This is a genomic window from Desulfobulbus alkaliphilus (assembly GCF_016918545.1).
Taxonomy (GTDB): Bacteria; Desulfobacterota; Desulfobulbia; order Desulfobulbales; family Desulfobulbaceae; genus Desulfobulbus; species Desulfobulbus alkaliphilus.
Map to the genome: position 1 here is coordinate 59,437 of NZ_JAFFQC010000023.1, position 8,312 is coordinate 67,748.

3 protein-coding genes are annotated in these 8,312 nt (G+C 56.3%); all 3 read right to left on the reverse strand.

Annotation, left to right across the window (positions count from 1 at the left end; translation table 11 throughout):
• Positions 1-101: 101 nt before the first annotated feature.
• The gene (locus JWG43_RS12555; RefSeq protein ID WP_205243283.1) at positions 102-3,770 is read right to left on the reverse strand and encodes a PAS domain S-box protein; all 3,669 of its coding nucleotides are present in this window, start codon (positions 3,768-3,770) and stop codon (positions 102-104) included.
• Between the two features lie 369 nt (positions 3,771-4,139).
• Positions 4,140-5,015, reverse strand: coding sequence for an EamA family transporter (locus JWG43_RS12560; RefSeq protein ID WP_205243284.1), 876 nt, complete (start codon positions 5,013-5,015; stop codon positions 4,140-4,142).
• A 150-nt stretch (positions 5,016-5,165) separates the two neighbouring features.
• Positions 5,166-7,874, reverse strand: coding sequence for a hybrid sensor histidine kinase/response regulator (locus JWG43_RS12565; protein ID WP_205243285.1), 2,709 nt, complete (start codon positions 7,872-7,874; stop codon positions 5,166-5,168).
• Positions 7,875-8,312: the final 438 nt, after the last annotated feature.

Sequence of the window (8,312 nt, forward strand, 5' to 3'; positions counted from 1 at the left end):
TGCCCTTCCAGAAAAGGCTGCCCCTTGTGATTCCTGGTCACGCGGCTGCATTTGTTTCACCGAACATCAAGCCGCAGCTATGATTGCTTGCGCCGATTTGCTCAGATATCATCTTCCAGCGCAATGCGCACCTTGGCGGCAAGATCTTGATTTGAAAAAGGTTTTTGGATGAAATGAACGTCTGCATCCAGCACCCCGTGATGGGCGATGACATTGGCCGTATAACCGGACATGAACAGACGTTTGAGTCCGGGATGCAGGGTAAGCAGGTTCTGGGCCAGCTCACGGCCGTTCATCTCCGGCATGATCACATCGGTCATGAGCAGATGAATGATACCGGAATATTCACGGGCGAGACGGAGGGCTTCACCCGGTGTGGCCGCGGCCAGGACCGTGTACCCCTGACTTTCCAACATCAGGGACACCATTTCCAGGATCATGGGTTCATCTTCCACCAGCAGGATGGTCTCCTGTCCGCATGCCATGGGCTTCAAGGTTTCTGCCTCGGTTTTGTCTGTGCCTTGGACGGCAAACCGGGGCAGGTACATCCTGAAGGTCGTACCCTGACCAGGCTCACTATAGACATTGATAAAACCGTTGTTCTGGCGGATGATACCATAGACCATGGCTGATCCCAACCCGGTCCCCTGCCCGACCTCCTTGGTGGTATAAAACGGTTCAAACAAGTGGGACAAGGTTTCCTTGTCCATGCCGCAGCCGTCATCGCTCACCGCCAGCAGGATGTACTCTCCAGGCACAAAACCGGCATGCAGGGCACAATAGGCCTGGTCAAAAACAACGTTGGCGGTCTCGATGGTCACTCTACCCGTTGTTCCACCGATGGCATCCCGGGCATTGACGCACAGGTTGGCCAGGATCTGATCGATCTGGGAGGGGTCCATCCGTACTGCCCACAAATCCCGACCCGGCATCCAGGAGAGCTTAATATCTTCACCGATGAGGCGCCGCAACATGAGGAGCATGCCGGCCACGGTCTCATTGAGATCGAGCACCTGAGGTGTTACGTTCTGTTTGCGGGCAAAGGCCAGCAACTGTCGGGTCAGGTCTGCTGAACGTTGAGCCGCCTGCTGAATGCCGTGCACAGCCTTATACATCCGCTGACCGGCGGACACCTGACCGAGCAGCATTTCCGCATAGCCGAGAATCACCCCGAGCATATTGTTGAAGTCATGGGCCACCCCACCGGCCAGCCGACCGATGGACTCCATTTTCTGGGCCTGCAGCAGTTGGTCTTCCAGGGCTTTGCGATCACTGATGTCCAGGTTGACGACAATGGCTCCGGCTATCCGGTCATCGCCATCCAGCACCGGGGCGGTATAATTGAGGATGGTCTTGCGCTTGCCGTCAAAGGTTTCGATTTCCAGCAGCTCATCGACAATGGTCTCGCCGGTACGGATTGTTTTGGCCAGGGCCCACTGGTCGGCCTCCACTGGCTCGCGGTCTGGCAGTCGCCAGGCCTTGAACACCCCGTACTCGGACAGCGGTACCTTGGGCTCGGCTCCCCAAATCTCTATCCCCTTGGGATTGCCGCGCAGCAAGGTGCCGTCCTTGTCGGCAAACCAGAGACCAATGGGCAGGATCTCAAAGATCCTTTGCAACTGATTCTCCCGTTGGCGCAACTCCTCTTCCGCCTGGCGCTGTTCGGTGATGTCACGGACAATGGCAAGAAATTTGTTTTCCCCGCATACCACCATACGACTTTCATAGTTTCTGACGGCCCCTTCTTGTTCAATGGCATACCAATACGTCGGCGTTTTGCCGTTGGCAAGAATGTCCCGGATATGCGCCAGGGTCAAGTCGGCAATATCCGGCGGCAGGACCTCATAGACTGTGCGCCCGATGAATTGTTCTGGTGGCAACAGTAAATTCGAGCAATCGGAGGCATGATAATCCAGAAAGAGGCCATCACGGTCAAAGACGAACATCATATCCGGTATGGCCTGCAAAAGGGCCTTGCTCCTGGCCTCGCTCTCACGCAAGGCATCTTCCATGTGTTTACGGGCAGTAACATCACGGACAGCGCTGACCCGCCACAGATCATCCTGCTGCCGATAGTTCCGCGATTCGATCTCCGCAAAAAAGACATCCCCATCAGGTTTAACGATTCGAATGGTATACGGAGGTGCATACTCCTTGGCCATATTACGGTGTACCAGGGGTAGATCCTCCTGGTGGACAAAAGTGATGAAATTTATATTGAGCAATTCGTGGCGGGGAAGACCGAACATCCGGGTCAGGGAGGCGTTAAGGTCAATGGCAACCCCGTCTTTATGGATCAGGATACCTTCCATGGTGACATCGGCAAGCAGGCGGTAGCGCTCTTCACTTTCCCGCAGAGCCTGCTCCATGCATTTCCGCTCGGTGATATCGATGTGCGAGCCCAGGGCACGTATAGCTCTGCCGGAATCATCGGTGAGCACCGAACCAAGGGCCAGGATCCATCGGTACGAGCCATCCTTGTGACGAAAGCGGAACTCGACCCGATAGTCCCGGTTCCCCACCGCAATGGCATCTTGAACCATGGTCAGCGTCGACCCCAGATCATCGGGGTGAACCCGACATTCCCACTCGGTGAAGTCATCCTGGATTTCGTGGTCCTGGTAGCCGATCTGCCGTTTCCATTCCGCGGAAAAATGAACTTTGTTGGTGACGAGATCCCAGTCCCACAGCCCGACGTTGGTGGCGCGGATCGCTTCCTGCAATTGCAGGGTTTTTTCCCGCAATGCTTCCTCGGCCTGCTTGCGCTTGCTGATATCGTGGATAAATGAATAGAGTAATGCGCGCCCTTTGATCTCAATGGCGCCGGCATACACCTCGACATCACACTCCGTGCCGTCGGCGCGGCGGTGGGTGAAGTGGAAATGATTGCGCCGGGATTCGAGCGCCACCCGTATCCTGTCGCGAATCTCGACAGGGGGCAGGGTGTTGATTGCCGAGATGTGCATACCCTTGAGGGTTTCCCGGGACCAGCCGTAGAAACGTTCAGCCGCCGGATTGGCGTCGACGATACCACCGTCCTCGGGATCGATCAGGAGAATAACGGCATGATTGTTTTCAAACAGGCTGGTATAGAAACCCTCGTGACCGCAGCGGATGCGGTCCGTCTCGATCTTGTGCAGCGCAAAGGAGAGATTGGTTGCCAACTCCCTGAAGAGTGCCTGCTCCATCCCGTCAAGGACGTAGGCAGTGGGAACCGATACCGAAAGCACGCCATGGATCCTGCCGTCATAGTGCAGACGTCGACTCAGACCGGCTCGACCCCGGTATTCCGGGGCGAGGGGACATTGCCGGCACTCGATCACTGGATCCTTGACGATGACAAGGTCGCCATGGTCAAAGGCACCGCGCACACAGTCAGGATACTGACCCGCCTGGAGCCGTTCCCCCAGAACTGTGAAACCTTCCCCAAAGCCTGCATCAGCCGTGGCGACAACTTCCCCGGTTTCGTGATCCCACAGGGCGATCCAGGCATTGAGGTAGCCCATTTTCTCGGTGAGAAGCCGACAGGCCCCCGTGATCAAGCGGAGTGGGTCTTCCTCGGAAATGATGAGATGGTTGACGGCACGGACCGCCTCCAGCACCTGCTGGAAATGTTCCGAACGTGCCTCGGCTTCGGCCAGACGTCTCAAAAGGGCACGGTGCTCAGCGGTCAACGCCTCCCTTTGCCCCTGCCGCAGGGCCTGGAGGCTTGCCTCGGCACTGGCGAGCCGATGCTTGAGTTCTTCGTAGGTGGGGATAGGTTCATGCATTGTCACAGCGTCTCAAGAAAGGATCAATAAAATTTACGAATCTCGCCGGGTGACCGGCAAACCTCTCCATGCCTGGCAGCATCCTGAATCCGTGACGGCCGGACGCTTACTTTGGGTGTATCTTACTGTAATAAAGGTATAATTGCACCGGAATTCGTGGCAATAATCTTCACCAGCCGCCCTTCGGGGCAAGAAGCAGCATGAGGTATGTTTCCTTTTTTTCATGGTAGCAGATCATCGGGAGCCTGTAAATGTTGGCCCGGCCCAGCGGAGGGCATCCCACCGGCCGGATATCCTTGCCGCTGCCTGGTGTTCATCCAGAAACAGCTGTTTTCCCCTGACTCTCTTACCCGAATCCGTGACGGCAGGTCACAATACGATCAATGCCACCCCGGCCACCATCAGCGCGGCAGCCAGCAAATGCTGCAAAAGCCGGGTTTCCGCGAACAGGAGCGCCCCGAGCACAATCCCAAAGAGAATACTGGTCCGTTTGACCGAGATCATGTAAGCAACCTGAACCAGCTCGATGGCCAGAAAATGGGTCACCACCATCATGGCCATGAGCAGGCCGATGACAAGATGACCCCAGGACGGCCGCCACAGAACCCGCAGAGCGTCCTGCTGGTGCCAACTGAACACCAGCAGGGTAAAAAGGCCTAAAACCACAAAGTAAAGAGGGCCGAAGGTTGTCGCGGGCATGTACTGCAACGCCCCCTTGCCCAGTACCGAAGTCATGCTGTAGATAAAAGCCACCCCGAGCATCAGCCGCGAACCTTTTTCCCGACCGATGGCAAGGATCGGTGCCAGCCAGGATCGCGGCTCCCGGATTCGTGCGTGCTCCACATTCAGCCCGTAGGCACCCGCCACCACCAGAAGGATACCGAAAAATCCCTGCAGGGAGACCTGCTCGCCCAACAACAACAAAGCGGTGAGAACCACGAAAACAGGAGTAAAGGCCAGATAAGGAAGGGTCAGGCTCAGGGGACTGTCACGGATGGCGGTCATGTAAAGGATCATGGCCAGGATTTCCAGCGGCAGGGCCGAGCCCACCCAGACCCAGAACATAAGCGGCGGGATAGCCTGGGGTGGATTGACCAGAAGCAGGGGCAGCAGCAGCACGGCGGTGACACCGAAGCGCACCACGACCAGTTCAACGGCGCTGTACCCGACGAGCAGCTTTTTGGTCAGGGCGTCGGCAGCGGCAAGACTGAAGGCGCACAGCAGGGCAAGCGACAACCAGGTCACAAAAATTTCCCGTAAGCAGGCCTTGTTGGTGTTGTCTGGTCCGGACCACCGGGGCCGAACCTGTGCAGGCCCCTGATTGGCAAGGACAGGAGGCACGCCATCAATGGAACGCTGCCTTGGGGTATGCGAAACCAGTGGCAGACCAGCATGTCACTCATCCATAACCTCACGCAGCTTCGTTCCTAACTCCTTCAATGAAAAAGGTTTCTGGATGAAACGAATATCCTGGTCCAGCACCCCGTGGTGGGCGATGATATCGGCGGTATAACCGGACATGAACAGGCATTTGATGTCGGGGCGGCGGGTCAGCAGGTTTTCAGTCAGGGCACGGCCGTTCATCCCGGGCATGACCACATCGGTCACGAGCAGGTCGATCCGGCCGGAGTATTCCCCGGCTAGGCGGATGGCCTCTTTCGGGGAGCCCGCGGCCAGAACGGTGTACCCCTGACGCTCGAGCATGATTGAGGTCATGTCCAAGGTCGCCGGTTCGTCTTCCACCAGCAATATGGTTTCGTGGCCGCGCGCTGCCACCTCAACCGGAACCTGTTGCGGCAGAGGCTCGGCTCTGGTCTCGGTATACCGCGGCAGGTAGATTGTGAAGATCGTCCCCTGCCCGGGTTCGCTGTCCACGGTGATGAAGCCGTTGTTCTGGGTGACCGCACCGTACACCGAGGCCAACCCCAGGCCGGTGCCTTGGCCCTGCTCCTTGGTGGTGAAGAAGGGCTCGAACAGGTGGCTGATGGTCTCCTGGTCCATGCCGCGGCCGCTGTCACGGACCATTAACAGTACGTACTCGCCGGGTGCCGCTCCGGTGTGCACAGCGCACCAGGCCTCGTCAAAGGACGCCATCCCGGTCTCGATGGTGACCTTGCCCGGCCCCTCGATGGCATCCCGGGCATTGACGCACAGGTTGGCCAGGATCTGATCGATCTGGGCGGGGTCTATCTTGACCGGACAAAGGTTTCCGACGGGCAGCCAGATCAGGGCGATGTCCTCGCCGATGAGCCGGTGCAGCATACTGTGCATCCCGGCCACGGTCTCGTTGAGATCAATCACCCTGGGGGCAATGGGCTGTTTGCGAGCAAAAGCCAGCAACTGGCGGGTCAGGTCGGCGGAGCGCTGGGCCGCCTCCTGGATTTTATGCACGGCCTTATAGATCGGGTGACCGTCTGGCACCTGCTCCAAAGCCATCTCGGAATAACCGAGGATCACGCCCAGCATATTGTTAAAATCGTGGGCTATTCCTCCAGCCAGAAGACCGATGGACTCCATCTTCTGGGCTTGACGGAACTGTTCCAGGAGCTTTTCGCGCTCCGCTTCAGCCTGTTTACGCTCGGTGATGTCTATGCCGATACCAATCTGGGTGCCGTCATCGAGGCAAGTGTTCGACCATTCTGAAAACACAATCGCACCCGACTTAGCCGTTACTGAAAACTCCCGCCATTCACTGACGGCTTTTTCCATGTATTCCTTGACAATCTTGCGGTAGGCCGGGTCCGGGTAAACTTCTTCCATCAGGTTAATGTCCCTGATTTCTTCAGTTTTCCAGCCGATTTTTTTTTCAAACTCTTTGTTCAAAAAAAGTATTTTAATATTGGGGTCATATCTGGTGATCATTACGGGGATACTGTCAATGATAGATCTAAGAACAGCCCTTTCATTCCGCAACGCCTCTTCAGCCCGTTTCCGCTCGGTGATATCGTGAATAATCGAGAAAAGCAGTGTTTGGTTCTGAATTGTTATCGGAGTCGAGTGGACCTCGACATCACGCAGCTGCTCATCTGCCAGCAGGTGGCGGAACTCGAAGATGTTGACCTGCTTGTTGATTGCACTGCCCATTTTTTTAGAAATCTCTGCCGGTGTTAAAACATTCAATTGCTGGATTTTCATCTGAATCATATGATCCAGAGGGTATCCGTAATAGTGGGCGGCTGCTTGATTGGCTTCAACAATCTGGCCCGTGTCGGGGTCAATGAGTAACATCACAGCGCTGTGATCCTTAAACATTCCCCGGAACAGAGCCTCACTTTCGATCAATGCCTCCCCCGCCTGCTTGCGCTCGGTGATGTCCTCGAAGGTGGCATAGGCTTGAAAGGGCTTGGGCTCTCCCGGTTGGAACAGAGGGATGGCCGTGATGGACAGCCAGACATGGGCCTTCCTGCCCGGATGAAACACCCCCCGAACCACAGGCCCGACTGTCTCGCCGGTACGCAGGGCGACCATGCACGGTTGGTCCCTGCCTGGGACCTCTGTGCCATCTTCCTTGATCATGCGCCAGCCTGGATCCATGGGTGTTTTGCCCCGCATCTGATCGAAAGAGAGACCAAGAATTCGTTCCGCGGCTGGGTTGGCCGAAATAATGGCCCCGTCGGCTGCTTCATAAACGACCCCCTGGGCCATGGTCTCGAAGAGGAGGCGGTGCTTTTTCTCGCTCTCGCGCAGGGCCTCCTCATGGCGTTTACGCTCGGTAATGTCCGTATTGAACCCTTGGTACGCAACGATTCGCCCATCCTCGTCCCATACTGCGCGGACATTTCTCGATACCCACAACTCGGTCCCGTCTTTACGTCGAAATCGGCACTCGTGGTTGCACACCTCGCCCTGCTCTTCCATAAGGCGCATGAATTCCTCCTTGTCGGCAGGATCGGCATATACCTGGGTGGCAATATCCGTAACAGACTCGATCAGATCCTCCGGGCTTTCGTAGCCAAGCATGCTCGCTGTCGCGGGATTGGCCGAAATGTAACGCCCCTCGGGTGTGGAGGAGAAAATACCGACGGGGGCGTTGTCGAAGATATTTTGAAGATCAAGGGTAGGGAGAACGCCGCCGGCGGTGCGGGAAGAGGTTGATTTCGGCATGAAGGGTTCCTCGAGATTGCAGGTCTTATTGTTGATTCTTTTTTTTGCAGCGGACACTCCGCCTTTACCGGCGTAGTGTAATTGTGTCCGCGCCTTCGCAGCTGTGCTGCGTACATATCCAGGGGACCGTTACTTGAGAATTTCGACTTGATTTCACCTGAATCCGTGAGCGTTCGTCCTTGCGTCAGCTTCGTTGTTCGTGGCTGTTCGATTAAAGTACACTTTATCGGACGGTTACGGGCAATGAAGATGGCGTGCGGACGGATGCCCCGAAGGGCGGATGGTGAAATTTAGCACCAAGGGTTCCGCTCTAATTAGTGCCTGAAAGAAAACCCCCATTTTTTACCCAACGGCGCCTCGGCGGGGTCATCGCTAATGAGAATGGTTTTCTTTCTGGTGTTGGTTTTTAGCTTTAACGCGCTAAAAATGAGAACGGTT

What these genes read in the sequence shown, in the direction of transcription:
- JWG43_RS12565 (WP_205243285.1), bottom strand. Translation starts at nt 7,874, where the DNA reads ATGCCGAAATCAACCTCTTCCCGCACCGCCGGCGGCGTTCTCCCTACC.
- JWG43_RS12555 (WP_205243283.1), bottom strand. Translation starts at nt 3,770, where the DNA reads ATGCATGAACCTATCCCCACCTACGAAGAACTCAAGCATCGGCTCGCC.